The organism is Ensifer sp. WSM1721, from assembly GCF_000513895.2.
Lineage (GTDB): Bacteria > Pseudomonadota > Alphaproteobacteria > Rhizobiales > Rhizobiaceae > Sinorhizobium.
The window spans coordinates 1,262,731-1,285,939 of record NZ_CP165782.1 but is presented as its reverse complement, the minus strand read 5'-3'; the positions used below and the strand labels follow the sequence as shown (position 1 = coordinate 1,285,939).

Below are 23,209 nucleotides of genomic sequence, written 5' to 3'. Positions count from 1 at the left end.
CAGGCCTTCTCGAATCGTTCGACGCATGGCGGGAAATCCACTCTGTGCCGATTTCGAATCATACACCCAGCGATTTCAGTTTGCGGTGAAGGGCGGAGCGCTCCATGCCGACAAATTCCGCGGTGCGCGAGATATTTCCGCCGAACCGGTTGATCTGGGCGATCAAATAATCGCGCTCGAACATTTCACGCGCCTCACGCAGCGGCAGGGTCATAATGTGCTGATCGCCCTGGGCGGAAATCTTCGGCAAGGTATCTCCGACCTCATTGGGCAGCATGTCGGCGCTGATCGGCGTATCCGGCCCGTCGCTTCGTGCGAGAATCATCAGGCGCTCTATGTTGTTGCGCAACTGCCGGATGTTGCCCGGCCAGTCATGCGCCTGCAGCACGGCGAGCGCATCCTCGCCCATCCTGCGCGGGCGGATACCCGCCTGTTCACTCACCTGGCGCATGAACATGTCGACGAGAAAGGGGATGTCCTCCCGTCTCTCGGCAAGGGCCGGCACGCGAACCGGGATCACCGCTAACCGGTGGTAGAGGTCTTCGCGAAAAAGTCCTTCCGCGATCATGTTCTCGAGGTTGTACGCGGTCGAGGAGATGATACGGACATCCACCTTGACGCGCTTCGAACCACCCACGCGCTCGAACTGCTGATCGACGAGAACGCGCAGGATCTTGTTCTGCGTCTCACGCGGCATCTCGCCGACCTCATCGAGATAGAGGATGCCTCCATGAGCCTCCTCGAGCGCGCCGGTGCGGCGCGGCTGGCCGGCAGTGCCCTCGGTGCCGAAAAGAGCGATCTCCATCCTGTCCGGCGTGATCGCGGCGGCATTCAGCGCCACGAAAGGACCGTTCGCTCGCGCGGACTTGCGGTGAATCATCCGCGCGACCAGTTCCTTGCCGGAACCGGACGGCCCCTGGATCATGATGCGGCTGTTGGTCGGCGCCACCTTGTCGATCATCTGGCGCAGTTGCGACACGGCGACGGAGGTCCCGATGAGCTCCACCGGATCTCCGGATTTCTTCTTCAGTTCGGAGACTTCGCGCTTGAGCTTCGAATTTTCGAGTGCGCGCTCGGCAATGAGGATGAGCCGATCCGCCTTGAATGGCTTCTCGATGAAATCATAGGCACCGCGCTTGATGGCGGAAACGGCCGTCTCGATATTGCCATGACCCGAGATCATCACCACAGGCAAATCGGGATGGCGGCTCTTGATCTCGTCGAGAAGCGCCAGCCCATCGAGCTTGCTACCTTGCATCCAGATGTCGAGGAAAATGAGTCGCGGCACGCGGTCGTTGATCGCCGCAAGCGCGCTGTCGCTGTCGTAAGCGGTCCGCGTCTCATGGCCTTCGTCCGACAGGATACCGGAGACGATCTCACGGATATCTTCCTCATCATCCACAACCAGAATATCAGCCGCCATTGGTATTGCCCTTATCTTTCACAGTATTTTCGCCTCCGGTTTCTCCGGCAGGCGGCAGAATCACCCGGATCATCGCCCCGACACCGCCGTCGAAATCCGCCGGTGCGTCGTGCAGCTCCAGTTGCCCGCCATGGTCCTCAATGATCTTCTTGACGATTGCGAGGCCGAGCCCCGTCCCTTTCTCGCGCATCGTCATGTACGGCTCCAGAATCCGGTGCCGGTTCTCGGTCGGCAGCCCCTTGCCGTTGTCGATGACATCGACGACATAGCGTGCAGTGGCGCCGTCGCGCCGGGAACGAATGAGGATTTTCGGCGTTGTCCGCGCCGCACCCGCCGGCACCGCCTCGATCGCCTCCACCGCATTCTTGACGATGTTGCCGAAAGCTTGGCCGAGCATGCGGCTGTCGAACTGCCCCTCGAGCGGTTCGTCGCCGAAATCGCGCACGAAGGTGATGTGGTTGTTGCCCATCTCGCGCAGGAAGACGGCGTCTTTCAGGATCGCCCGGAGGTCGGACTTTTCCTTCGTCGGCTTGGGCATGCGCGCAAAGGCCGAGAATTCGTCCACCATGCGGCCGATGTCCTCCACCTGGCGTACGATCGTGTCCGTGCACTGGTCGAAGACAGCTCTGTCTTCCTGGTCTATCTGCTTACCGTACCGGCGCCTCAGCCTTTCGGCCGAAAGCTGGATCGGCGTCAACGGATTCTTGATCTCGTGCGCGATGCGGCGGGCGACGTCCGCCCAGGCGGTGGAACGTTGCGCGATCACCAGATCCGTGATGTCGTCGATGGTGATGACGTAGGAGCCGTGCGATTCGTCGCCCTCCTCCCGCGTTACCTGGACGTTCAGTGTCCGCTCGGTTCCGCCACGCATGATGTTGATCTGCTTACGATAATCGTTGCGGTAGCGGCTTTCGGCCTCGACGAGCACCGCTTCGATCTCCGGCGCAATCTCGCTGAGGCTCGCTCCAATGAGCCCGGCGGCGTCCCTACGGAGGACCTCTTCGGATGAGGGATTGAAAATGGTGATGCGACGGTCCCTGCCGACGCCGATGACCGCTGCGGTGACGCCGGAAAGCACCGCCTCTATGAACCGGCGCCGCTGATCGACCTCGTCCTTCGCCACCAGGATCTGCTCCTGTTGGGTGCGGATCTCGCTGACCATCTTGTTGAAGGTACGCGACAGGTTACCGACATCGCCATCGACGGCGCGAACGGGCACCACCACATCGAGATTGCCGGAGGCGACGCTATCGGCCGCGCCGATCAACTGCCGGATCGGCCGAACGATGCGGTCGGCGACCGCGATCGCGGTCCAGATCGCCGCCAGGAGCACGATCAGAGCGAAGCCGATGTAAAGGACGCCGAAGGCGATCTGCAGCGACGTGCGCCCCGCCTCGAGCGTCTTGTACTCGGCGGTGTTCTCCTCCATCAGCCGCATGGAGCGCATGACTTCGGGATCGACGTTGCGCACGGTGTAGAGATAAGTGCCCGGAATGTTCTCGAGCGGAACGACCGCGCCCACCAGGTTGGTGACGCCCGGAGGTATAAGCGTCGGCTGACCGGCGACGGTGCTTTTCAGCGCATCCTGCGGAATGGCGGGCAGCGGCCGGTCGGTCGAGATATTGGCCTGAAGTATGGCGCTCCCGTCGGCGCGCACAAGAAACGCGCCGAGCATGCCGCGGCCTCGCGCCTGACGCGTCATCAGCTCGATGAAGCCGGTGCGGTCGAGGCTGTAGAGCTGGCGATTGCGCTCGAGGTCGTTGGCCATCGAAACCGTCTGGCCCTGGAGATAGCTGGCATTCTCCAGCACATAGGCCTGTGCGACATTGAGCGAAGAGCTGACGATCGCCTGCGTGCGCAGCGAGAACCAGCGGTCGAGGCCGACGTCGAGAGTGATGCTGGCGAAAATCGCGACCAGGATGGCAGGAGTAATCGCAACGATCGAGAACAGCGCGACGATGCGCACATGCAGCCGCGCCGCCGCCCTTCCCTTGCTGCGCGCCCTCAAAAGCCGCAGGATCTCGCGGGCGATGAGATAGATCAGGCCAATGACGAAGATACCGTTGATGCCGGCGCAGGCAATCACGATGTTCCGCTCGGGCCGGATGGGGGTCAGACCAAGAAGTACGAGAAGCGACAGGGTGGCACAGATCAGCGCGCCGGTCGCCAGCATCAGCCCCGGCAAAGCGAAAGAAGCTCGCCGATCCTGGGCAGCAGTGACACCGTCCTCCGTGCCCAATGGCAAGGCCATTCCATCCACCATGAAAAATGCTTCCCCCAAACCGGCGCACGGACGACACCGGCACAAGCCTGCGCTTCCCGACCTAAGTATTGAACGCGGCGCCGTTCAGGATGGCCCCCGTGCGCACCGGCTCAACCGAAGCGCTGTCGAATCGACGCTACCGGAGGTTCAAGCAACGCATTGTGGCGAAAATGCAACGGTGTTGCATCTCAGTCAAGCGCTACGCGAGCTGCGATAAACTGAGACGCCAAGCTCGCGGATCTTCTTGCGCAACGTGTTCCGGTTGAGACCGAGCAGATCGGCCGCCTTGATCTGGTTGCCCCTCGTGGCCGTCAGCGCCGCGAGAATCAACGGATATTCCATCTCCGCGAGTACGCGGTCATAAAGGCCGGAAGGCGGTAAGGCATCGCCAAAGCTTGCGAAATACTGGCGCATGTTTTCCTCGACCGCCTGCGAGATCGACATCGAACCGTTGCGGGCCGTCGCCTTGTCGATCGGACTGTCGGGGACCTCCGAGCGCAGTTCGTTCTCGATGATTTCGCGGGTGATGACATCCTGTGGATAAAGTGCGGTCAGGCGGCGGATGAGGTTCTCGAGCTCGCGCACATTGCCGGGCCAGGGATGCGCCTTCATCAGTTCCAGCGCCTCCTGATCGAAGCGCTTGGCATCGAGTCCCTCCTTTTCGGCCTGCTGGACGAAATGGCGGACAAGATCCGGAATATCCTCGGCGCGGTCTCTGAGCGGCGGCAGGCGCAACGGAACGACATTCAGGCGATAATAGAGGTCCTCGCGGAAAAGCCCCTGATTGATCGACTGCTTCAGATCCTTGTTCGTCGCGGCGACGATGCGCACGTCGGAGCGGATCGGTGTGCGGCCCCCGACGGTCGTATACTCGCCCTGCTGCAGCACGCGCAGCAGCCGCGTCTGAGCGTCCATCGGCATGTCGCCGATTTCATCGAGGAAGAGCGTTCCGCCTTCGGCCTGTTCGAAACGGCCGGTGGAGCGGGTCTGCGCACCTGTGAATGCCCCCTTCTCATGGCCGAACAGTTCCGATTCGATGAGGTCGCGCGGGATCGCCGCCATGTTGATCGCGACGAAGGGGCCGTTTCTCCGTTTGCCATAGTCGTGCAGCGCACGCGCGACCAGTTCCTTGCCGGTGCCGGATTCGCCGGTGATCATCAGCGTCAGGTCGGTCTGCATCAGGCGCGCCAGCACCCGGTAGATTTCCTGCATGGCGGCGGAGCGGCCGACGAGCGGCATGCCGTCCTGCGAGTCGTCGTCGAGCTTGGAAGGGCGGCGCTTCGGCTCGGCAAGCGCCCGGCCGATAATGCCGATGAGCTCGGTCAGGTCGAAAGGCTTCGGCAGATAATCGTAGGCGCCCTTCTCCGATGCCTTGATCGCCGTCATGAAGGTGTTCTGCGCACTCATCACCAGCACCGGCAGATCCGGTCGCGCCTTCTTGATCCGCGGCAGGAGATCGAAAGCATTCTCATCCGGCATCACGACGTCGGTGACGACCAGGTCGCCATCGCCGGCGGCAATCCAGCGCCAGAGGGTCGCCGCATTGGAGGTAATCCGCACGTCGTATCCGGCACGGCTCAGGGCCTGGTTGAGCACGGTGCGAATGGCAGCGTCGTCATCCGCTACGAGGATCGTTGCGCCCGTCATCCATTGGTTCCTTTTGTCATCGGAGTTTCGTCGTCCGCCGCCAATCCTTTGGAGGCCGGCATCAGAACGCGGAAAGTGGTGCGGTTATGCTGACTGTCGCATTCGACGATGCCGCCGTGGCCACCAATGATCTTGGCCACGAGCGCCAGGCCGAGGCCCGACCCGTTCGTCTTGGTGGTGATGAAGGGGTCGAAAAGATGCGGCAGCAGATCGGCCGGAACACCCGGGCCGTTGTCGTGCACGCAGAACTCCAGAGGGAGCGAAATCTTTTCGCGCGTCCCCGCGACCGAAAGCCGGATGCCCGGCCGATAGGCGGTCGTCAGCATGATCTCGCCATCTGCCCTGTCGCCGATCGCCTCGGCGGCATTCTTGACCAGGTTAAGGAAGACCTGAACGAGCTGGTCGCGATTGGCGAAGACCGGCGGCAGCGACGGGTCGTAGTTCTCGGAAATCTTGATACTGCGGGCAAAACCAGCCTTGGCAATCGCCTTCACGTGGTCGAGCACCGAATGGATATTGAGCGGCACGCGGTCGACGGGCCGCTCGTCGGAAAAGACCTCCATGCGGTCGACGAGCGAAACGATGCGGTCCGTCTCGTCGCAGATTAGCCTTGTGAGCGCGCGGTCCTCGTCATTGACCGAGGTTTCGAGGAGCTGTGCCGCGCCACGAATGCCGGAGAGCGGGTTCTTAATCTCGTGCGCCAGCATCGAGGCAAGACCCGTGACCGATCGCGCGGCGGCACGGTGCGTCAGTTGCCTGTCGATCTTGTCGGCCATCGATCGTTCCTGGAAGACGATCACCACCGATCCTGGCTGCGACAGGACAGGGGCCACGTAGAGGTCGACGAGCTTGTCGGCGCCGAGGCGCGGCGAGCTCAGGTCGACCCGGTATTCATTGACCGGCGCCCGCCGCTCGCGCACCTGCTCGATCAAGGTCAGGAGCGGGCTGCCGAACGGAATGAAGGCGCTGATATCGTGCCGGGCAAGGTGATTGGCGCTTGCACCGAAGAAAGACTCCGCCTCCCAGTTCGCGAAAGCCACGAAGCCGTTTTCGTCGACGAGGATGACCGGATTCTGGATCGCGTTGAGCACCGCCATTGAGAGGTCGTTGGCACTTCCTGCCGGCGCCGTTGCCATTTCGCTCATGCCGCAATCTCCTCCCTGACGAACTCCCCGGCAGACCGCACGATCGCGGCCGCCACGCGATCACTGACGAGACGCGCATCCGTCGATGTCAGGATCGCCGCCTTCTCCGCGACCGGAAGATCGGCCGCGAAGCGGTCCAGATACCAGGCGACGTGCTTGCGGGCGTGGCGAAGACCGATCTCCACGCCATAGAATTCGAGCATCATCTCGTAATGTTCGGCGAATATCCGGGCGATGTCGGCCGCATCGGGATGAGCGGCAACGCCCGCAAGAACGCCCGGATGCCATGGTCGCCCTTGGCAGGACCGCCCGACCATGACCGCGTCTGCGCCGGACCGGCGCAGGATCTCCATGGCATCGGCCAGCGTGTCGACATCGCCGTTCGCTATCAGCGGAACGGAGATCACCTCGCGGACCGCCCGGATCGCATCCCAATTCGCCGTGCCGTTGTAGAACTGCATGCGCGTGCGACCATGGATGGTGATGGCCTGCACGCCAGCCTCCTCCGCCCTCCGTGCAATCAGCGGCGCATTGATCGAATTCTCGTCCCAACCGAGCCGCATCTTCAGCGTTACCGGCACGGTGGCCGCCTTCACCGTCGCCTCGACGAGGGAAAGGGCATGGTCCGGGTCACGCATCAGCGCCGAGCCGGAATAGCCGCCGGTAACCTTCTTCGCCGGGCAGCCCATATTGATATCGATGATGTCCGCGCCATCGGCTTCGACGATTCGCGCCGCCTCCGCCATCCAGTGCGCCTCGCGCCCGGCAAGCTGGACGATGTGCGGATCGATACCGGAATTCCTGAGCCGCGCCCAAGATTCGGCCGCGTTGCAGACCAGTTCACGGCTCGCCACCATCTCGGTCACGACAAAGCCCGCGCCGAAGCGCCAGGCAAGCATGCGAAAGGGCAAATCCGTCACCCCGGACATCGGCGCAAGCGCTATCCGATTGCGGATTTCAACTTTCCCGATCTTGAGCGACGATGAGAGGGCCGATGGCGGCAAATGCATATCTTTCGGGCACATAATATTCTTGCACTATTTTTAGCCACTGTTCTCGAACTTGCCAAGCGGTTTTGACGCGCTCGACAAAATTCCTTGAAGTGCGTGAACGCGCTTCAATTTTTCCTTTCCGTGCATTTCGGCCATACCGATGAACAGTTTTACCTGACATGCACAGATAGCTGGCAATGACCGTACCTTCGCGGTACACCACCGCAAAGATCGGCGAACGGCGGGACACTTACAGAAGATGCAACTCGAAGACCAGTTCTCCTGCGGTATCGTCATCGTGGCGGCCGGGCGCGGCGAGCGCGCCGGCCAGTCAACCGAAGGGCCAAAGCAATATCGCAGGATCGGCGATCGTCCGGTTATCGCTCACACGCTTGACATTTTCGCGACATGGCCCGGCACGGGTCCGGTCGTCGTGGTCATTCACCCGGACGATGAGGAGCTGTTCGAATCGGCGCGCAAGCGGATGTCTCGCCCCCTCGACGTGACGGTGGTTCACGGCGGTCCGACGCGCCAGATTTCGGTGCTTGCGGGCCTGGAAGCGGCGGTCGCCACTGGTGCCGAATATGTGATGGTCCATGACGCGGTGCGTCCGTTCTTCGATCACGCGCTCCTCGATCGCTGCCGCGCCGCGCTCGCCCGAGGAGCGCAAGCCTTGCTTCCGGCAATCGCCGTTGCCGATACGCTGAAGCGCGGGAAAGCCGGAGGCATTGTGGAAGAGACAGTCCCACGGGCCGATCTCTATGCCGCGCAGACGCCGCAATGCTTCCGGTTGGAGACGATCCTTTCCGCCCACCGCCGAGCGGCCGCAAGTGGCCGAGCCGACTTCACCGACGACGCCTCGATCGCCGAATGGGCCGGCATCCCGGTTCTTCTGGTGGAGGGATCGGCCGACAACATCAAGCTGACATTGCGAAGGGACATTTCGATGGCGGACGAGAAGCTGACACGCCATGCAATTCCGGATGTGCGCACCGGCAACGGCTACGACGTGCACCAGCTCGTCGAGGGCGACGGCGTCACGCTCTGCGGCGTCTTCATCCCGCACGACCGCAAGCTCTCCGGCCATTCCGACGCGGACGTCGCCCTGCATGCACTGACGGACGCGCTGCTTGCCACGTGTGGCGCTGGCGATATCGGCGATCATTTCCCGCCCTCCGACCCGCAGTGGAAGGGCGCACCCTCCCGCATCTTCCTGGAGCACGCGGCGCGGATCGTGCGCGAGCGCGGCGGCACCATCACCAACGCGGACATATCGCTGATCGCCGAGGCCCCGAAAATCGGGCCGCATCGCCAGCAGATGCGCGAGAACCTTGCGGCAATGCTCGATATCTCCCTCGACCGCTGCTCAATCAAGGCGACGACCAACGAGAAGCTCGGCTTCGTCGGCCGAAGGGAAGGCATCGCGGCAATCGCCACGGCGACGGTCGTTTACGTCCCGCGGGGTGAAACGTGATGTGGCCGGCCGATATCGAGCAGAAAGCGCGGGTAATCATTAAGGACTTTACCGCCCGCGGACTCAAGCTTGCCACGGCCGAATCCTGCACCGGCGGTCTGATTGCCGGGGTGTTGACCGAAATCGCCGGCTCGTCCTCGGTCGTCGACCGCGGTTTCGTCACCTATTCGAACGATGCGAAGGTCCAGATGCTTGGGGTCAAGCTCGCATCGCTTGCCGCACACGGCGCGGTGTCACGCGAGACGGCCGTGGAAATGGCCCTCGGCGCCGTTTCGCATTCGGACGCCGATTTCGCCGTGGCGGTCACGGGTATTGCCGGCCCGAGCGGCGGCTCAGCGGACAAGCCGGTGGGCCTCGTCCATTTCGCCGCGGCCGGACGCGACGGTGCGATTGTTCATCGCGAGATGCGCTTCGGGGATATCGGCCGAGATGCGGTGCGGCTGGCAGCGGTTAGAACGGCGCTCGGCCTCGTTGGAGAGATCGCTCAGGCGCCGGCGCCGTAGATCACGTCGGCCCGCTTTTCGAAAGCTTCCGAGAACATGCGGAAGGCGCGGTCGAACATCGAGCCCATCAAAGCCCCGAGAATGCGGCTCTTGAACTCGTATTCGATGGAGAAATGGACGATCGACTGGGTTTCACTCACAGGCTCGAAACGCCAGACGTTGTCGAGATATTTGAACGGGCCTTCGATGTAGTTGACGTCGATCAACAACTCCGCCCTCTTCAGCAGCACCTGTGTGGTGAAGGTTTCGCGGACTGCCTTATATCCCACCGTCATGTCCGCCATCAGCAGGACCTTCCCTTCCCTCTCTTTGCGCGAGCGCACGCTCAAGGCCTCGCAAAGCGGCAGGAACTCCGGATAGCGCTCGACATCGGCGACGAGGTCGAACATCTGCTCGGCCGAATGCTTGACGACGTGGTTGGTTTCGAAGTGCGGCATGATTTGGAGTTAAGGCCGCGACGCGGGAAGATCAAGGAGGAGGTGAATTTGCGGAGCGTAATCCTCCGGAAACACATCTGGACTTCGGCGCGAGCTTCCGGGCACCCAGCGCGCCTTCTAAACGTGGGCGACACTGCATGTTTCATCAGGACATTTCATCAGGACAGGGGTTTCCTGAGGCGGATGTGAAGGAATATCGGAACAACGCGCGTGTCCGCGACGGCCGGGTACAACCGTGCAGCCTCCTCGGACGCCATCGGCTCGCGGAACTCCTCTAGCGAGAAACCCGACGCGATGATCATCGTCATCCAGGTACTGAGCGTCCGGTGAAAGCGCGGGACACGAAAGGGGGCAACACCCTCCCGTTCTTCCGACGGAATCGTCGAAAACAGCCACGTCTCGATCTGTCCGTCGGTCTCGTCGAAATAATCCGCCAGTTCGACGGCGCGGCAGTCTCCGTTCTCGTCACGAATGGTCTTGCGACGCGGAGGCACAAAACAGGGGTGGAGGATGGAGAACTGGAAAAAGCCACCCCCGCGGAGAACCCGGAAGACCTGCTGCAGGACACGACGCTGGTCGGGCATATCCATCAGAGACATGAAAGCGGTAACGAAATCGAACTCACCGTCGGCGAAAGGCAGGTCTCGACCATCGCCAAGCATGTACCGGATGCCCCGAGGATCTTCTGCCTCTTGTTCCTGAGCGAGGCGGATGAAGCTCGGCGCGATATCTATCGCGGTCATCCGCGCCTTGCATTCTGCAAGACCGCGGGTGTTGGTCCCTTCGCCGCAGCCTAGATCGAGGCCACGCAACCCAGCGATAGAAGGAAGCATATCTAGGAAAGCGGGCGTATTCAGCGCATCGCGATAAACGTCGTAGCCCGCACGCGAGAACTTCGTCCAGTTCTCGGCATTCGCCTCCCAGCAAGCACCTACCTCGGCGGATTGCATCGAAACCTCCCTCGATAGACCCCACGTCCACAGGTTGCGATTTACAATCTCACGCCCGCTTCAGCAAAACGAGCAGCCTCAATTAAAAATAGCGGATTGCCGGCTTATTCCGCCGCAGCCAGCTTCTTCTCCCGCGCTGCCCTCAGCCGCGCGAAATCGTCGCCGGCATGGTGCGACGAGCGGGTCAGCGGGCTCGATGCAACCATCAGGAAGCCCTTGGTATAGGCGACCGTCTCGTAGGACTTGAACTCCTCCGGCGTCACGAATTTCTCGACCTTGTGATGCTTGCGGGTCGGCTGCAGGTATTGGCCGATCGTCAAGAAATCGACGTCGGCGGTGCGCAGGTCGTCCATCAACTGCAGCACTTCGTTCCGCTCTTCGCCGAGGCCGACCATGATGCCGGACTTGGTGAACATCGAGGGGTCGAGTTCCTTGACCCGCTGCAGCAGCCGGATCGAATGGAAATAGCGGGCTCCCGGACGCACGGTCAGATAGTTGGACGGCACGGTTTCGAGATTGTGGTTGAAGACGTCGGGCTTGGCGGCGACAACCCGCTCAAGCGCGCCGGGCTTCCTCAGGAAGTCGGGCGTCAGAATCTCGATCGTCGTCGCGGGGGACGCCTCGCGGATCGCGAAGATCACCTTCTCGAAATGCTCGGCGCCGCCGTCATCGAGGTCGTCGCGGTCGACCGAGGTGATGACGACATGGCTCAAGCCCATCTGCCTGACAGCCTTCGCCACATTGGCCGGCTCATCGGGATCGAGGGCGTTGGGCTTGCCGGTCGCGACGTTGCAGAAGGCACAGGCGCGCGTGCAGATCTCACCCATGATCATAAAGGTGGCGTGCTTCTTGTCCCAGCATTCGCCGATATTCGGGCAGCCGGCTTCCTCGCAGACCGTGACGAGATTGTTGCCCTTCACGATCGAACGGGTCTCCATGTACCCCTTCGAGGTCGGCGCCTTCACGCGGATCCAGTCCGGCTTGCGCAGCACTTCCGTATCCGGCCTGTGCGCCTTTTCCGGGTGGCGAACGCGCTGAGCCCGATCCGAGACCGCATCGAAAACCGTTACCATGTGTCTTCCTTCATCGTATCGGGTCTGGGCTTTAAGCCGTTGCGCCCGCTTTCGATCTATATAACGAGCCGGACGTGAAAAGTCAGGCCACCATTTGCATGGCAGCCCGACCGCAAGTGAATGGCGAGTGAAGTCCTAACCCCTGACGGCCCGCCCCGCCGCGATCAGCAGGCAGGCGCCGATAAAGCCGATGATGAGATAGGCCACCCATCCCGTGTAGGCCAAGCCGAAGGCGGCCAGGATGAAATTCAGGACGACCGCACCGATGATGCCGAGGATGATATTCGCAAATAGCCCCATCTGGCTGTGCATGAATTGCTCCGCCAGCCAACCGGCAAGACCGCCGATGATGATGGCAGCCAAGATGCCCACTCCGTTCAGACTCATAACGACCTCCGCGCATTGAAAATGCCGTGCAATCAATGCGTGATGCGATCGAAAGTTCCGGACGGCGGCACGTCATCACGCGTTCAGCACCTTGCCGTAGGCGTCGAGCACGCTTTCCTTCATCATTTCGGAAAGCGTCGGATGCGGGAACACCGTGTGCATCAGCTCTTCCTCGGTCGTCTCGAGGTTCATGGCGACGACAAAGCCCTGGATGAGTTCGGTCACTTCGGCGCCGACCATGTGCGCGCCGAGGAGTTCGCCGGTCTTCTTGTCGAAGATCGTCTTGATCAGGCCCTGGTCCTCACCGAGCGCGATCGCCTTGCCGTTGGCGCCGAAGCTGTAGCGCCCGACGCGGATGTCGCGGCCGAGTTCGTTGGCCTTCGCTTCGGTGAGACCGACGGAGGCGACCTGCGGGTCGCAATAGGTACAGCCCGGGATCTTGCCCTTGTCGAGCGCGTGCACGCCGGGAACGCCGGCGATCTTCTCGACGCAGATCACTCCCTCATGCTCGGCCTTGTGCGCCAGCATCGGCGGGCCGGCGACGTCGCCAATCGCATAGATGCCGGCGACATTGGTCCTGCCGTATCCGTCGGTGACGATGCAGCCGCGGCTGGTCTCGACGCGCAGCGCCTCCAGGCCGAGATTCTCGATATTTCCCTGGACGCCGATGGCGGAGATCAGCCGGTCCGCCTTGATCTGCGTCACCTTGCCGTCCTTCGTCTCGACATGGGCAGTCACGTCGTTGGCGCCCTTCTCCACCTTCGTCACCTTCGCATCGGTGAAGATCTTCATGCCGCGCTTTTCGAGCTGCTTGCGGGCAAAGGCGGAGATCTCCGCATCCTCAACCGGCATGATCTGCGGCAGCAGCTCGACGACGGTCACGTCCACGCCCATGGAGCGGTAGAAGCTCGCGAATTCGATGCCGATCGCGCCGGAGCCCATGACGAGCATGGTCTTCGGCAGCTCCTCGGGCTTCATCGCTTCGAAATAGGTCCAGATCAGCTTACCGTCGGGCTCGATGCCGGGCAGTGCCCGCGGCCGGGCGCCGGTCGCGATGATGATATGTTTGGCCGTGTAGGTGCCCTCGCCTTTCACGCCCTTCGGAACGGGGTTCTGCGGCTGCACGGCGGCCTTCGACGGGGCGCCGACGACGATTTCGCCAGGCTTTGTCAGCTTAGCCTCGCCCCAGATCACGTCGACCTTGTTCTTCTTCATGAGGAAGGCGACGCCGCCGTTCAGCCGCGCCGACACGGCGCGCGAACGGGCGACGACGTCCTTGACGTTGGCGGTCATCTTGCCTTCGAGCGTCAGGCCATAATTCTTGGCGTGGTTGGCGTGGTCGAGAATTTCGGCCGAGCGCAAGAGCGCCTTGGTCGGAATGCACCCCCAGTTGAGGCAGATGCCGCCGAGGTGCTCGCGCTCGACGATCGCCGTCTTCAGGCCCAGTTGCGCCGAGCGGATGGCGGTGACATAGCCGCCCGGGCCCGAACCGATAACGATGACGTCGTAATTCTCAGCCATGTGTTTCCTACCTCTGTTTCAAGCGACCTTGCGGGTGAAAAGCACCCAATCGTGTTTCCTGCTGTCTTCGAAGAGCGGCACGGCCGCGGCACGCGTCACCTCTTCGAAGCCGTTCCTCTTGTAGAGCGCCTGCGCCACGTCATTGTGGCTTTCGGTGATGAGGCTCACCGGCGCCTGTCCGGCGCGGGCAAATTCATTCTCGAGCAACGCGCGGCCGATCCCCTTGCCGCGGTGGTGCCGGTAGACGCCGAGGCTATCGATGAACCAGTGACCGACCACCTGGCTCTGGAGGGCAAGCAGAGGGGCGAGCACCGGATGCTTCGGCTCGATCTCCCGAATGGACGCGTCGATCGCATAGGAGACCGAGACGCCGACGATCTCGTCCTCGATCTCCGCGACCACCGCATCGCGCCAGGTGCCTAAGCCCGTATCCTGCCGCAGCCGGTTGCGACCGTGCTCGAAGGCGGTTTCCGCCGACTTGCTGAGCACGCCGCCGTACCAGAGCCAGGAGGCAAAACCGTGCGAGGCGATATCGATGAGGATCGCAAGCTCCGCCGCTTCGCTCCGTTTCGCGGGCCTGAGGGTCGCGCCAGCCGTCATCTTCAGAGTCCGAGCATCATCCGCACGACCGGCTCCAATCCACGGCCGATCGCCCGGGTGTTGTCCGCGTCGAGATGAACGCCATCGAGCGGCGTCGTTCGTGCGACGGAACCGGCATCGAAAAAGCCGCAGTCGAGCTCGTCGGCGAGATCCCGATAAAGAGAGGCCAGCATCGCCGATTGCTCGACGCCGCCGGCATACATCGCGGCAAAGGCGCTGTTGGCGGTCTCGCAAAGCGGCGGCGGCGAGACGATCAGCATGTCCGGCCCGTCCCCGACCTCGGTCGGCCAGTCGTGCTTGCGCACCAGGCTGACGAGCCGTGAGATGCCCTTGACCGCGCCGAAGGCCGTGCCATGAATCGCCGGCTTCATGTCGTTCGAGCCGAGCATGAGGATGACGAGATCGAGTGGGGCGTGGCTGTGGAGAACCGTGGGCAGGACGCGCGCACCGTTGCGGTCGCAATCCGCCAGATGGTCGTCATAGGCCGTCGTGCGGCCGTTCAGCCCCTCGGCGACGATATTCACGCCGGAGCCGATCGCCTTCTGCAGCACGCTCGGCCAGCGATCCTCCAATGCGTGCCGACCCGCGCTGCCCGCGTCATAGCCCCAGGTCAGACTGTCACCGTAGCAAAGGACTGTCTTCATCTGCCTACTCGCATGTCAGGGAAGAAAGGACCGGCGCGACGGCCGGTCCCGATGCATCAAACGAGCATGCCCATCGGATTTTCGATGTAGCGCTTGAAGGCACCGAGCAGCTCGGCGCCGAGCGCGCCATCGACGCAGCGATGGTCGGTGGAGAGCGTCACGGTCATCATGTTGGCGATGACCATCTCCTTGTTCTTGACGACAACGCGCTCCTCGCCGGCGCCGACCGCCAGGATCGTCGCATGCGGCGGGTTGACGACGGCGGCGAAGTCCTTGACGCCCATCATGCCCATGTTGGAGACGGCGGTCGTGCCACCCTGATACTCTTCCGGCTTCAGCTTGCGCTCCTTAGCGCGCTTGCCGAGATCCTTCATCTCGTTGGAGATGGCCGAAAGGCTCTTCAACTCCGCCTGGCGGACGATCGGCGTGATCAGGCCGCCGGGAATGGAGACCGCAACGCCGACATCAGCGTGCTTGTGCTTGACCATGTTGCTATCCGTCCAGGAGACGTTCGCGTCCGGAACGTCACGCAATGCAAGCGCGAGCGCCTTGATCACCATATCGTTGACCGAAAGCTTGTAGACCGGCTTGCCGTCCTTCTCGGGTGCAGCCGCATTGAGCTGGGCGCGCAGCGCCAGGAGCGCGTCGAGCTCGCAATCGAGCGAGACGTAGAAATGCGGGATCGTCTGCTTCGATTCCTGCAGGCGCTTGGCAATGGTCTTGCGCATGCCGTCATGCGGCACGAGCTCGTAGGAGCCCGGCTCGAAGAGCTTCAGGACCGCATCCTCCGGCATGCCCTTGGCAAGCGCCGGAGACGGAGCTGCGGCGGGAGCCGGGGCAGCTGCCGGCTTGGCCGTGCCGCCGACAACGGCCGCCTCGACGTCCTTCTTGACGACCCGGCCGTAGGGGCCGGAGCCGGCGATCGCCGAAAGATCGATGCCCGCCTCCTTGGCGAGGCGACGCGCGAGCGGCGAGGAGAAGATGCGCTTGCCATCGCTGATGGCCGGTACCGGTGCCGTGGCCTGCGGCGCCGGTGCAGAAGCCTGCGGCGCCGGTGCTGCGGCCGGTGCGGGAGCAGCGGCAGCCGCTGACGGAGCTTGTTCCGAAGCCTTCGCCACGGGCGCCGCGGCGCCGTTGCCCTTGGCGGCCACGGAGACGTCCTCGCCTTCGGCGGCGAGAACCGCGATCAGCGCATTGACCTTGACGCCTTCGGTGCCAGCGGGGACGACGATCTTGGCGACCGTGCCTTCATCGACGGCTTCGACTTCCATCGTCGCCTTGTCGGTTTCGATCTCGGCGATGACGTCGCCGGACTTCACCTTATCGCCTTCCTTGACCAGCCACTTGGCGAGATTGCCTTCCTCCATCGTCGGAGACAGGGCCGGCATGGTGATATTGATTGGCATGCGAACGACCCCCTTATTTGTAGCAGACGGCTTTCACCGCATTGACGACTTCGCTGACGCTCGGCAAAGCGAGCTTTTCGAGGTTGGCCGCATAGGGCATCGGCACGTCCTTGCCAGCGATCGTGAGCACCGGCGCGTCGAGATAATCGAAGGCCTGCTGCATGACACGGGTGGCGATCTCGGTACCGACGGAAGACTGCGGATAGCCTTCTTCTACCGTGACGAGGCGGCCGGTCTTCTTGACGGATTCAATCACCGTCGGAAGATCCATCGGGCGGATGGTGCGAAGGTCGATGATCTCGACGTCGATGCCCTGCGCCTCGAGTTCGGCCGCAGCCTTGACCGCGTAGGTCATGCCGATGCCGAAGGAAACGATGGTCGCGTCCTTGCCGAAGCGGTGGATGCGGGCCTTGCCGATCGGCAGCACGAAATCATTAAGCTTCGGCACTTCGAAGGTATGGCCGTAGAGGATTTCGTTTTCGAGGAAGATTACCGGGTTCGGGTCGCGGATGGCGGCCTTCAGCAGGCCCTTTGCGTCTGCCGCCGTATAGGGCATGACGACCTTCAGGCCCGGAATATGGCTGTACCAGGCGGCATAGCACTGCGAGTGCTGTGCGGCGACGCGGGCGGCGGCACCGCTCGGGCCACGGAAGACGATCGGCGCGCCCATCTGGCCGCCAGACATATAGAGCGTCTTGGCGGCGGAGTTGATGATCTGGTCGATCGCCTGCATGGCGAAGTTGAAGGTCATGAACTCGACGATCGGACGCAGGCCGGTCATCGCCGCGCCGACGCCAACGCCCGCAAAGCCGTGCTCGGTGATCGGCGTATCGACCACGCGGCGCGGTCCGAATTCCTGCAAGAGACCCTGTGTGATCTTGTAGGCGCCCTGGTATTCGGCAACCTCCTCACCCATGACGAAGACGTCGTCGTTGGCGCGCATCTCTTCCGCCATAGCGTCACGAAGCGCCTCGCGCACCGTGATCGTCACCATCTCGGTGCCCGCGGGGATTGCCGGGTCGGAGGGAATTTCCGCCTTCGGCTGAGCGGCGACCGGAGCTGCGGCAGCCGGAGCCTCGGTCGCAGGCTTCGGCGCCTCGGTTTTCGGCGCCTCGGCTTTGGCTGCAATGTCACCTGCGCCTTCACCGTCCTGCAGCAGCACGGCAATCGGCGTGTTGACCTTGACGCCTTCCGTGCCCGCGGCAATCAGCAACTTGCCGATCGTGCCTTCGTCGACGGCTTCCACTTCCATCGTCGCCTTGTCGGTTTCGATCTCGGCGATGACGTCGCCGGAGGACACCTTGTCGCCCTCGTTCTTCAGCCACTTGGAAAGCGTGCCTTCCTCCATCGTCGGGGAAAGGGCAGGCATGAGAATTTCTACTGGCATATTTGTCCCTCCCCGGATCAAAGCAGGATGTCGGTGTAGAGCTCGGATGCATCCGGCTCCGGATCAGACTGGGCGAAGTCGGCACTGTCCGCGACGATGTCGCGAACATCCTTGTCGATCTGCTTCAGCTCGTCCTCGCTGGCCCAGCCTTTCTCCATGACACGGGCCTTCACCTGCTCGATCGGATCGTGCTCCGAACGCATCTTCTGCACTTCATCCTTCGACCGATACTTCGCCGGGTCGGACATCGAATGGCCGCGATAGCGATAGGTCAGCATTTCGAGGATGATCGGACCCTTGCCGGAGCGGCAGTGCTCGACGGCCTCGTCGGCAGCCGCCTTGACAGCGCGCACGTCCATGCCGTCGACCTGATAGCCGGGAATACCGAAGGAAGCGCCGCGCTGCGAGAAGTCGGTCTGCGCCGAGGCACGCGACACGGAGGTCCCCATCGCATAGCGGTTGTTCTCGACGATGTAGATCGCCGGAAGCTTCCAAAGAGCCGCCATATTGAAGCTCTCATAAACCTGGCCCTGGTTGGCGGCGCCGTCGCCGAAATAGGCGAGGCTGACATTATCGTTGCCGCGATATCTGTTGGCGAAAGCAAGACCGGTTCCGAGCGATACCTGCGCCCCGACGATGCCGTGGCCGCCATAGAAATGCTTTTCCTTGGAGAACATGTGCATCGAGCCGCCCTTCCCTTTGGAAAGGCCGCCGCGGCGACCGGTGAGCTCCGCCATGACGCCGCGCGCGCTCATGCCGCAGGCGAGCATGTGGCCGTGATCGCGATAGCCGGTAATGACCTGATCGCCTTCCTTCAGCGCCATCTGCATGCCGACCACGACCGCTTCCTGGCCGATGTAGAGGTGACAGAAGCCGCCGATGAAGCCCATGCCATAGAGCTGGCCGGCCTTCTCCTCGAAACGCCGGATCAACAGCATCTCGCGATAGGCTTTCAGATCATCTTCCTTGGAGAATTCGGCGATCGTGCCGCCGGTGAAGTCCTTCTTGGCCGGCTTGGCAGCAGTCTTGCGGCTGGAGACGGACGCGGTTTTTCGCGGAGCCATTCGTTCCTCCCTACGGTTAGCCTTTGGTCGGCTACCATAGGCAAAGAAGAGCGCTGCAGCAATGCCATATTTGCATGGCTATTATTCCGCACAACCCTTTGATTTTCCTGAATTTACTTCAATTAACTTAATTTCGGTTAATTTCCGGAATGGTGAAAAATAACGATCTCGTCGCTACGCGACATGTTGAGCGCGAGGCGAGCCTTTTCATCCAGCATGTCTCTTTCCAGCGAGCCATCGCTCATCAGCTCCACTTCCTTTTCAAGGATTTTTCGCTTCTGAGTGAGCTCGTCCAGCAGCGCCTGCCGCTCGGCGATCTGGCGGTCGAATTCCTCGGTTGCCCTCAGACCGTAGCCGCCATGAATGGAATGATAACCGAAATAGGAAAGGAAGGCGACCGCCAGTAGCGGTACCACCAATCGCCCCAGTCTCCGCTTCTTGTGATGCCGTGTCCACATCGCTCATGCCCTGGATCACGATGAACTCAGGCAAACTCGCCCGAGATCATGAGTGATCGATTCTAGAAGTTGGAGCGGGATGCGCGAATAAACCGCACATACTTTCGCGCGTCTCGCTCCATACGCAGTACGAAGACCGAGACTAACGGCGATTGATTAACCGACCGTTGACCATGAATGGCCTGAAAAAGCGAAACCCGCCTGCCGGCGAGGCAGACGGGCTTGAATCCTTGGTCCGGCAGGCGGATGAGGGCGAAACCCTACAGCGCCGTGCGTCTTTTCAGACGCACAAAGGGCGCTGTAGCACTTTGAATGGCTGCATGTTTTTGTCCTTAAATCGGGTACGATTTAAGGAAACATGCAGTAGCTACCCGCCATCAATCAGCCGCGCAGGATCGAGCGGCCGGCATATTGTGCCTGCAGGCCGAGCTGCTCTTCGATGCGGATAAGCTGGTTGTATTTGGCGAGCCGGTCGGAGCGGGCGAGCGAACCGGTCTTGATCTGGCCGCAGTTGGTGGCAACCGCAAGGTCGGCGATCGTCGAATCCTCTGTCTCGCCGGAACGGTGCGACATGACGGCGGTGTAGCGTGCCTTATGCGCCGTCTCGACGGCATCGAGCGTCTCGGAGAGCGAGCCGATCTGGTTGACCTTGACGAGGATCGAGTTCGCGACACCCATCTTGATGCCGTCGCGCAGACGAGCGGAGTTGGTGACGAACAGGTCGTCGCCGACGAGCTGGCACCTGCTGCCGATGAGGTCGGTCAGCGCCTTCCAGCCGTCCCAGTCGTCCTCGGCCATGCCGTCCTCGATCGAAATGATCGGATACTTGCCCGCGAGCTCGGCGAGATATTCGGCCATTGCGCCCGGCTCCAGCGTGCGGCCCTCGCCTTCAAGCACGTATTTGCCGTCCTTGAAGAATTCCGTCGAGGCGCAATCGAGCGCGACATACATGTCTTCGCCCGGCTTGTAACCCGCCTTCTCAATCGACTTCATGATGAAGTCGAGCGCCGCAGGAGCGGAAGCGAGACCCGGTGCGAAACCGCCTTCGTCGCCGACATTGGTGTTGTGGCCCTCGGCGGCAAGCTGCTTCTTCAGCGTGTGGAAGACCTCCGAGCCCATGCGCACGGCGTCCTTCAGCGTCTCGGCGCCGACCGGCATGATCATGAATTCCTGGAAATCGATCGGGTTGTCGGCATGAGCGCCGCCATTGATGATGTTCATCATCGGAACCGGCAGAAGATGCGCGTTCGGGCCACCGACATAGCGGTAGAGCGGCAGGCCAGAGGCTTCGGCGGCGGCCTTGGCGACGGCGAGCGAAACGCCAAGAATGGCGTTGGCGCCGAGGCGAGACTTGTTCGGCGTGCCGTCGAGCTCGATCATCGTCTTGTCGATCTGGATCTGGTTTTCCGCGTCCAGGCCGCCGATCGCTTCGAAAATCTCGCCGTTGACGGCATCGACCGCGCGTTCGACACCCTTGCCGAGATAGCGGGTGCCGCCATCGCGCAGTTCGACCGCCTCATGCGCACCGGTGGAGGCACCCGAGGGAACGGCAGCCCGACCGAAACTGCCGTCTTCGAGATGGACGTCGACCTCGACGGTCGGGTTGCCGCGGCTGTCGAGAATTTCTCGGCCGATGATGTCGATGATAGCAGTCATGATCTCTTCCCTGCTTGTGGACGATGATGATGGTCGGCCTTTCTTAATTCATGGCCTCGAAATTACAATGGCGCGGCGGATGCAAACGGCCGGCGTCATCGTGCTTCATGAAAATTTCACGAAAACAGCGCGGCGCCGCTCAGGCCTTGGCGATGGCGTCGAAGGCGAGCAGCTTTTCGAGAAGCCGCGGCATGTCCTTGAGCGGCACCATATTCGGTCCGTCGGAAGGCGCGTTGTCAGGATCTTCGTGGGTCTCGATGAAGACACCTGCGACGCCGACCGCAACGGCCGCCCGCGCCAGGGTCTCGACAAATTCGCGCTGGCCGCCTGACGAGCCGCCCTGCCCGCCGGGCTGCTGTACGGAATGAGTGGCGTCAAAGACCACCGGCGCACCAAAAGCCGCCATGATCGGCAGCGAGCGCATATCGGAAACCAGCGTATTGTAGCCGAAAGACGCGCCGCGCTCGCACAGCAGCACGTTCGGATTGCCGCTCATCGTGAACTTGGCAAGCACGTTCTTCATGTCCCAGGGGGCGAGGAACTGGCCCTTCTTGACATTGATCACGCGTCCCGTCTTGGCAGCCGCGACAAGCAGGTCCGTCTGGCGCGACAGGAAGGCGGGGATCTGCAGGATATCGACGGTCTCAGCGACGACGGCACACTGCTCCTCGGTGTGGATATCCGTCAGCACCGGAAATCCGAACTCCTTCTTGACGTCGGCAAAGATTTCCATCGCTTTTTCAAGGCCGATGCCACGTTTGCCGGAAAGGGACGTGCGGTTCGCCTTGTCGAAGGAGGACTTATAGACAAGGCCGAGCCCGAGCGACTTGCAAAGCTCCACGAGCTTTCCGGCTATCATGAAGGCGTGCTCGCGGCTCTCCATCTGGCAAGGGCCGGCGATCAGCGTCAGCCGTTCCTTCTGCGAAAAGACCACCTGGCCGGCACCCTCGCCGACGACAACCGTTGCATTCGTTTCCATCGTCACACTCCAAACGCGAAAATCACCCCCTGCCCCGGCGCTTCCGGAACAATGAGGCGTCCGCCCATTTCTGCAAATTCGATATCGTTGGCCGCAAACAGCCCGCGCGTCGCTTCGAGGTCGGCGACGCGGAACACCACCGCGCGGCCGCGCAAGCCGCGTTCGGCACCGCTTACCGATCGGCCGAAGAAAGCCTCCATGCCGGCCGAGTTCAGGACGGTGAGCTTGGCGCTGCCGGCCTGGATGTCCATGCCGAAGGAATGGGCCGACACCTCGCGTTCGTCGACGCCTTCCTGTAGCAGATACTGGAAATCGGTCGGGTTCTGTTCCGAAAGCACGACCTCGGCTATGCCGAGCACGCCGTTCTCATGGTGATGAAGCGACGTGCTGTCGATCGGCAGGGCGCGGATGCGCTGGCAACTGAAAAGAAAGAAATCCGGCGAGCGCAGATCCGCGGCAAAGGCGAGCCGGAAAGAGCCGAGGCCTTCACGCCCGTCCGGCAGCCGCATCGGGCGAGAGAACTCCAACATATCTCCGCCGGAGATGCCGCACGAGCGGAAACGGATGTGATCTTCGGTCGCGTCCGGCGTCCCAAGCACGATCGCCGAGAGACCTTCCGGTCCCTGGCGGAAACGGAACGCCTGATCGCGCGCCACGAAGACGTTGCCGTCAAGGGCGGCGGCCTCGCATTCCTCGCGCGAGGCGACGGCAAGCGGCTCCAGATAGGTGTTGTCCGAGAAGAAGACGCAGGCGTTCGCGGTGCCGAAGGGATGGCGTGCGTCGTCGGCAACAGTGAAGCCGAGATTTGTGAGACGCCGCCTTGCCCGCGTGAGATCGGCCACCGGCAGCACGAGATGATCGAGCGGGCGGGCGGTTCGCTTGGGCAGGTTCATGGCGGTTTCCCTGATGACCGATTTGCCGCTGTTTGCAACTTTTGACCGCCGATTGCAAGCGCGGCGGTCGATCATCATCGCCGGAGCACGGGAACCTGAGCGAGACCGCTTGCGTTGCCGGCGGAACGAGGTAGGGCGCTTCGCCTTGCCTTCTCGCTGCGTCGGTGAGCAACAGCCTTCGCCGCTCCAGACCGGATGCAGATGCACCGTCGACCGCGCCGCCGGGCAAGGCCATGACCGATCGAGGGTTCCATCGTCGCCTCGCTATCCGGCGCAGCATGAGAGCTTGGCGACGTCTTTGCCAAAG

22 protein-coding genes are annotated in these 23,209 nt (G+C 62.3%); 2 read left to right on the top strand and 20 right to left on the bottom strand.

The features are described from left to right. Positions 1-58 precede the first annotated feature (58 nt). The 6 genes from ntrX to M728_RS06285 all read right to left on the bottom strand — a co-directional run bounded on the left by ntrX (position 59) and on the right by M728_RS06285 (position 7,720). Positions 59-1,423: a two-component system response regulator NtrX gene (gene ntrX / locus M728_RS06310; protein ID WP_026623321.1), complete on the bottom strand. Its 1,365-nt coding sequence runs from the start codon at positions 1,421-1,423 to the stop codon at positions 59-61. Then, complete coding sequence (gene ntrY, locus M728_RS06305) at positions 1,413-3,686, bottom strand: two-component system sensor histidine kinase NtrY (protein ID WP_026623322.1); 2,274 nt, start codon at positions 3,684-3,686, stop codon at positions 1,413-1,415. Before ntrY ends, ntrX begins: the two co-directional genes overlap by 11 nt. Before the next feature lie 192 nt (positions 3,687-3,878). Beyond that, positions 3,879-5,333 carry a nitrogen regulation protein NR(I) gene (gene ntrC / locus M728_RS06300; RefSeq protein ID WP_026623323.1) on the bottom strand — a complete coding sequence of 485 codons (1,455 nt, stop codon included), beginning with the start codon at positions 5,331-5,333 and terminating at the stop codon, positions 3,879-3,881. Beyond that, positions 5,330-6,478 (bottom strand): nitrogen regulation protein NR(II), encoded by a 1,149-nt coding sequence (locus M728_RS06295; protein WP_026623324.1) that lies wholly within the window; start codon positions 6,476-6,478, stop codon positions 5,330-5,332. The genes ntrC and M728_RS06295 overlap by 4 nt, the downstream gene beginning before the upstream one ends. Beyond that, entirely contained in the window at positions 6,475-7,503 is a 1,029-nt protein-coding gene (dusB, locus tag M728_RS06290; RefSeq protein WP_026623325.1) for a tRNA dihydrouridine synthase DusB, read from the bottom strand. Before dusB ends, M728_RS06295 begins: the two co-directional genes overlap by 4 nt. Then, complete coding sequence (locus M728_RS06285; RefSeq protein ID WP_198023447.1) at positions 7,436-7,720, bottom strand: hypothetical protein; 285 nt, start codon at positions 7,718-7,720, stop codon at positions 7,436-7,438. Before M728_RS06285 ends, dusB begins: the two co-directional genes overlap by 68 nt. 9 nt (positions 7,721-7,729) lie before the next feature. On the opposite strand from M728_RS06285, the gene M728_RS06280 reads away from it, so the two are divergent. Then, on the top strand, positions 7,730-8,944 hold the full coding sequence (locus tag M728_RS06280; RefSeq protein WP_026623326.1) for a bifunctional 2-C-methyl-D-erythritol 4-phosphate cytidylyltransferase/2-C-methyl-D-erythritol 2,4-cyclodiphosphate synthase: 1,215 nt from the start codon (positions 7,730-7,732) through the stop codon (positions 8,942-8,944). Then, positions 8,944-9,447 carry a CinA family protein gene (locus M728_RS06275; RefSeq protein ID WP_026623327.1) on the top strand — a complete coding sequence of 168 codons (504 nt, stop codon included), beginning with the start codon at positions 8,944-8,946 and terminating at the stop codon, positions 9,445-9,447. The genes M728_RS06280 and M728_RS06275 overlap by 1 nt, the downstream gene beginning before the upstream one ends. On the opposite strand, the gene M728_RS06270 is transcribed toward M728_RS06275, so the two are convergent. From M728_RS06270 to M728_RS06205, 14 genes are all read right to left on the bottom strand, one after another. Continuing rightward, positions 9,429-9,884 (bottom strand): type II toxin-antitoxin system RatA family toxin, encoded by a 456-nt coding sequence (locus M728_RS06270; protein ID WP_026623328.1) that lies wholly within the window; start codon positions 9,882-9,884, stop codon positions 9,429-9,431. The two genes, M728_RS06275 and M728_RS06270, sit on opposite strands and share 19 nt — an antisense overlap. 158 nt (positions 9,885-10,042) lie before the next feature. Further along, positions 10,043-10,834, bottom strand: a complete 792-nt coding sequence (locus M728_RS06265; protein WP_026623329.1) for a class I SAM-dependent methyltransferase — start codon at positions 10,832-10,834, stop codon at positions 10,043-10,045. Positions 10,835-10,938: 104 nt separating this feature from the next. Next, a complete protein-coding gene (gene lipA / locus M728_RS06260) occupies positions 10,939-11,907 on the bottom strand; it encodes a lipoyl synthase (protein ID WP_370906465.1) in 969 nt (322 codons plus the stop codon). Between the two features lie 135 nt (positions 11,908-12,042). Then, positions 12,043-12,294: a GlsB/YeaQ/YmgE family stress response membrane protein gene (locus M728_RS06255; RefSeq protein WP_026614308.1), complete on the bottom strand. Its 252-nt coding sequence runs from the start codon at positions 12,292-12,294 to the stop codon at positions 12,043-12,045. Between the two features lie 75 nt (positions 12,295-12,369). Beyond that, a complete protein-coding gene (gene lpdA / locus M728_RS06250; protein WP_026623331.1) occupies positions 12,370-13,815 on the bottom strand; it encodes a dihydrolipoyl dehydrogenase in 1,446 nt (481 codons plus the stop codon). Between the two features lie 18 nt (positions 13,816-13,833). Then, the gene (locus tag M728_RS06245) at positions 13,834-14,415 is read right to left on the bottom strand and encodes a GNAT family N-acetyltransferase (RefSeq protein WP_026623332.1); all 582 of its coding nucleotides are present in this window, start codon (positions 14,413-14,415) and stop codon (positions 13,834-13,836) included. 2 nt (positions 14,416-14,417) lie between these two features. Beyond that, positions 14,418-15,059 (bottom strand): SGNH/GDSL hydrolase family protein, encoded by a 642-nt coding sequence (locus M728_RS06240; protein ID WP_026623333.1) that lies wholly within the window; start codon positions 15,057-15,059, stop codon positions 14,418-14,420. 56 nt (positions 15,060-15,115) lie between these two features. Continuing rightward, positions 15,116-16,465, bottom strand: coding sequence for a pyruvate dehydrogenase complex dihydrolipoamide acetyltransferase (locus tag M728_RS06235; RefSeq protein WP_026623334.1), 1,350 nt, complete (start codon positions 16,463-16,465; stop codon positions 15,116-15,118). 13 nt (positions 16,466-16,478) lie between these two features. Then, a complete protein-coding gene (locus M728_RS06230; RefSeq protein ID WP_026623335.1) occupies positions 16,479-17,852 on the bottom strand; it encodes a pyruvate dehydrogenase complex E1 component subunit beta in 1,374 nt (457 codons plus the stop codon). Between the two features lie 17 nt (positions 17,853-17,869). After that, positions 17,870-18,916 (bottom strand): pyruvate dehydrogenase (acetyl-transferring) E1 component subunit alpha, encoded by a 1,047-nt coding sequence (gene pdhA / locus M728_RS06225; protein ID WP_026623336.1) that lies wholly within the window; start codon positions 18,914-18,916, stop codon positions 17,870-17,872. Positions 18,917-19,053: 137 nt separating this feature from the next. After that, on the bottom strand, positions 19,054-19,374 hold the full coding sequence (locus M728_RS06220) for a septum formation initiator family protein (RefSeq protein WP_026623337.1): 321 nt from the start codon (positions 19,372-19,374) through the stop codon (positions 19,054-19,056). Between the two features lie 381 nt (positions 19,375-19,755). After that, entirely contained in the window at positions 19,756-21,030 is a 1,275-nt protein-coding gene (eno, locus tag M728_RS06215) for a phosphopyruvate hydratase (protein WP_026623338.1), read from the bottom strand. A gap of 139 nt (positions 21,031-21,169) precedes the next feature. Next, positions 21,170-22,009: a 3-deoxy-8-phosphooctulonate synthase gene (kdsA, locus tag M728_RS06210; protein ID WP_026623339.1), complete on the bottom strand. Its 840-nt coding sequence runs from the start codon at positions 22,007-22,009 to the stop codon at positions 21,170-21,172. 2 nt (positions 22,010-22,011) lie between these two features. After that, a complete protein-coding gene (locus tag M728_RS06205) occupies positions 22,012-22,902 on the bottom strand; it encodes a VOC family protein (RefSeq protein ID WP_026623340.1) in 891 nt (296 codons plus the stop codon). Between the last annotated feature and the right edge of the window lie 307 nt (positions 22,903-23,209).

Coding starts and splice junctions, on each gene's coding strand:
- ntrX (WP_026623321.1), bottom strand. CDS start 1,423: ATGGCGGCTGATATTCTGGTTGTGGATGATGAGGAAGATATCCGTGAG.
- ntrY (WP_026623322.1), bottom strand. CDS start 3,686: ATGGTGGATGGAATGGCCTTGCCATTGGGCACGGAGGACGGTGTCACT.
- ntrC (WP_026623323.1), bottom strand. CDS start 5,333: ATGACGGGCGCAACGATCCTCGTAGCGGATGACGACGCTGCCATTCGC.
- M728_RS06295 (WP_026623324.1), bottom strand. CDS start 6,478: ATGAGCGAAATGGCAACGGCGCCGGCAGGAAGTGCCAACGACCTCTCA.
- dusB (WP_026623325.1), bottom strand. CDS start 7,503: ATGTGCCCGAAAGATATGCATTTGCCGCCATCGGCCCTCTCATCGTCG.
- M728_RS06280 (WP_026623326.1), top strand. CDS start 7,730: ATGCAACTCGAAGACCAGTTCTCCTGCGGTATCGTCATCGTGGCGGCC.
- M728_RS06275 (WP_026623327.1), top strand. CDS start 8,944: ATGTGGCCGGCCGATATCGAGCAGAAAGCGCGGGTAATCATTAAGGAC.
- M728_RS06270 (WP_026623328.1), bottom strand. CDS start 9,884: ATGCCGCACTTCGAAACCAACCACGTCGTCAAGCATTCGGCCGAGCAG.
- M728_RS06265 (WP_026623329.1), bottom strand. CDS start 10,834: ATGCAATCCGCCGAGGTAGGTGCTTGCTGGGAGGCGAATGCCGAGAAC.
- lipA (WP_370906465.1), bottom strand. CDS start 11,907: ATGGTAACGGTTTTCGATGCGGTCTCGGATCGGGCTCAGCGCGTTCGC.
- M728_RS06255 (WP_026614308.1), bottom strand. CDS start 12,294: ATGAGTCTGAACGGAGTGGGCATCTTGGCTGCCATCATCATCGGCGGT.
- lpdA (WP_026623331.1), bottom strand. CDS start 13,815: ATGGCTGAGAATTACGACGTCATCGTTATCGGTTCGGGCCCGGGCGGC.
- M728_RS06245 (WP_026623332.1), bottom strand. CDS start 14,415: ATGACGGCTGGCGCGACCCTCAGGCCCGCGAAACGGAGCGAAGCGGCG.
- M728_RS06240 (WP_026623333.1), bottom strand. CDS start 15,059: ATGAAGACAGTCCTTTGCTACGGTGACAGTCTGACCTGGGGCTATGAC.
- M728_RS06235 (WP_026623334.1), bottom strand. CDS start 16,465: ATGCCAATCAATATCACCATGCCGGCCCTGTCTCCGACGATGGAGGAA.
- M728_RS06230 (WP_026623335.1), bottom strand. CDS start 17,852: ATGCCAGTAGAAATTCTCATGCCTGCCCTTTCCCCGACGATGGAGGAA.
- pdhA (WP_026623336.1), bottom strand. CDS start 18,916: ATGGCTCCGCGAAAAACCGCGTCCGTCTCCAGCCGCAAGACTGCTGCC.
- M728_RS06220 (WP_026623337.1), bottom strand. CDS start 19,374: ATGTGGACACGGCATCACAAGAAGCGGAGACTGGGGCGATTGGTGGTA.
- eno (WP_026623338.1), bottom strand. CDS start 21,030: ATGACTGCTATCATCGACATCATCGGCCGAGAAATTCTCGACAGCCGC.
- kdsA (WP_026623339.1), bottom strand. CDS start 22,009: ATGGAAACGAATGCAACGGTTGTCGTCGGCGAGGGTGCCGGCCAGGTG.
- M728_RS06205 (WP_026623340.1), bottom strand. CDS start 22,902: ATGAACCTGCCCAAGCGAACCGCCCGCCCGCTCGATCATCTCGTGCTG.